Source organism: Rhodanobacter thiooxydans LCS2 (assembly GCF_000264375.1).
Classification (GTDB): Bacteria; Pseudomonadota; Gammaproteobacteria; order Xanthomonadales; family Rhodanobacteraceae; genus Rhodanobacter; species Rhodanobacter thiooxydans.
Genome location: NZ_AJXW01000132.1, coordinates 1 through 2,233 on the forward strand (window position 1 = coordinate 1; position 2,233 = coordinate 2,233).

Annotated in this window: 3 protein-coding genes; all 3 read left to right on the forward strand. The window is 56.6% G+C overall.

The window, feature by feature from the left end:
• The first annotated feature begins 256 nt into the window (after window positions 1-256).
• On the forward strand, window positions 257-595 hold the full coding sequence (locus UUA_RS18170) for a YkvA family protein (protein WP_008439647.1): 339 nt from the start codon (window positions 257-259) through the stop codon (window positions 593-595).
• A 90-nt stretch (window positions 596-685) separates the two neighbouring features.
• Window positions 686-1,678: a methyltransferase gene (locus tag UUA_RS18175; RefSeq protein ID WP_081491605.1), complete on the forward strand. Its 993-nt coding sequence runs from the start codon at window positions 686-688 to the stop codon at window positions 1,676-1,678.
• A gap of 64 nt (window positions 1,679-1,742) precedes the next feature.
• A partial coding sequence (locus UUA_RS20135; protein WP_238533059.1) for a hypothetical protein occupies window positions 1,743-2,233 on the forward strand: 491 nt, incomplete at its 3' end.

Genomic DNA, 2,233 nt, shown 5'->3' on the forward strand with positions numbered 1-2,233 from the left:
GACTTGTTCAGACGTTCCCAAAAGACAGGCTGCTTTCGCGGCGTGCTTGCAGGCAAATTGGCGCGGCCATCGCGCACTGCACCACTGTAGACATTGCAGGGCCTCATTTGTTGCTCCAAGCTGTGCCACAAGCTTGCGCCCATGCCGTCAATGAGTTCGCATCTCGGCTAGGGTGCTAACAATTCGTCCAAGCGGGCTTCGCCGCCGCTTAGTAACTCAAACGTTATGCCTTTACCACCACAAGGGGAACTGAAACATGTCAAGCGATGAATTCGTATCAGCTTACTCAGACGCGAGCTTTTGGGACAAAGTCAAGAAGTATGCGTCCACTGCTGGCGAGCGTGTCCTAGAACCAGCGCTCAAGATGTACTATGCGGCCTTGGACTCCGACACCCCCGTTTGGGCAAAAACCACCATCTTCGCCTCACTCGGGTACTTCATCTCGCCCATAGATGCCATTCCCGACATTACGCCGGTAGTTGGCTACGCGGATGACCTTGGTGTGCTTGTCGCCGCAGTGGCAGCGACAGCAGCACACATCAAAGACGAGCACGTTCAAAAAGCAAAGGAGACTTTGCGTGGCTGGTTTTCGTAGGCATAGCAACTCGTCCAGGCGGACGCGCGAAAGGCCGTGCGCCGCTTAACTCCAGCGTTAGACCATTCGCGAGCATGCGTGGGAGGCAACATGGCTGAGCACACCCCATTCGACGCCCTGCAACAGATCGCCGGCGGGTATTGCGTATCGCGATGTTTGCACGTGGTCGCTGACCTGGGCGTTGCGGATTTTGTAGACGCCGTGCCACGAACCGCACAGGAACTCGCCAAGGATCTCGGCGCTGATCCTGATGCGCTCTGCCGTGTCCTGCGCCTGTTGGCGGCGCACGGAATATTCGATGCGAAAGGAGATACGTTCCAACACTCACCGGCGTCGCGTTTGCTGCGGTCCGACCATCCGCAGTCGATGCGGGCATTCGCACGCATGATCGGGCTTCCAATCAACTGGACCATATACGAGGCCATGGGGCATTCCGTAAAAACTGGCCATCCGACGACCGAAAAGATCTTGCCGGACGGATACTGGAACTACTTCGCAACGCATCCGCAGGAGGGCCGCGTCTTCAACGAAGCGATGGAGGCAAAGGCGCATGGTCAGATCGCCGGAATCATCGCCAGCTATGACTTTTCTGGCTTTCACACCATCGCTGACATCGGCGGAGGCCGCGGTCATTTGCTTCAGGCAATTATCGACTCGTCACCGCAAACAAGTGGTGTGCTGTTCGACCTTCCTCAAGTCGTCGAGGAAGCGGCGGGTGCTGCGTCCTCCCGTATTAAGCTGCAACCCGGCGATTTCTTCCATGATGAATTGCCAAGGTGCGATGCTTACACGGCTATGGACATCATCCACGACTGGGATGACGAGAAGGCACTAGCCATCTTGAAAGCGATTCGCCATGCCGCCCCTACTTCCGCAAAGCTCCTCCTGCTGGAGACGATGGTTTCTGAGGCACCTGGCCCCGACTGGGCGAAGATGCTGGATATTCACATGCTGGTGCTGCTCGGCGGACGGCAACGCACACTGGACGAATATACGCAGTTGCTCAGGAAGTCAGGCTTCGCGTTCAGGCGTGAAATCAATACACAAGCGGGGATCTCGATTCTGGAAGCGGAAGCGGTCTAACAATTCATCCAAGCCGACGCCGCTTCGCGGCGCTGGTTTAACTAGGCGTTAGACCACGACGGGAATGTTTGAGCCAATATCTGATGCTGCGGTCACCGCGTTGGCTAATGCCGTCTTCGCCAAAGGGAACCCTATGGTCGTGGAGGCTTACTCCGAGTTTGAGACCGAGCCACGTACTTTCACCTCGGCGGCCAGTTTTTGCGCTTATGTGGCGCATCAGCGTAGGAAACCATGTGGTGGCGCACACTTCGCAATTTACTATCCCGACACGGGTGGGCGGTTGACACGAAAGCGGATCACTCTTAATCCGTCCAAGCGTGGTGGCTTCAAGCATCGTTTTGCGCATGAGGGCTGGGGTATTGTCTGGGTCTATCTTCATTTAGTTGGCGTGAGCCCCTCAGGATCGTTTATCTCTGCAAATTCACAAAAACGTGCCGAGGAGTGGGCTGCTATATACCCCGAACTTGATCCACCCGCGACTTGGATATGGCCGGCAGTGGCAAGCCACGCCCGCCGGCTGTCCCGTGTGCTCAAGCGGCGGATTCAACTCCGAAG

Bases quoted from the DNA above. Each gene is read 5' to 3' on its own strand.
- UUA_RS18170 (WP_008439647.1), top strand. From the start codon at position 257: ATGTCAAGCGATGAATTCGTATCAGCTTACTCAGACGCGAGCTTTTGG.
- UUA_RS18175 (WP_081491605.1), top strand. From the start codon at position 686: ATGGCTGAGCACACCCCATTCGACGCCCTGCAACAGATCGCCGGCGGG.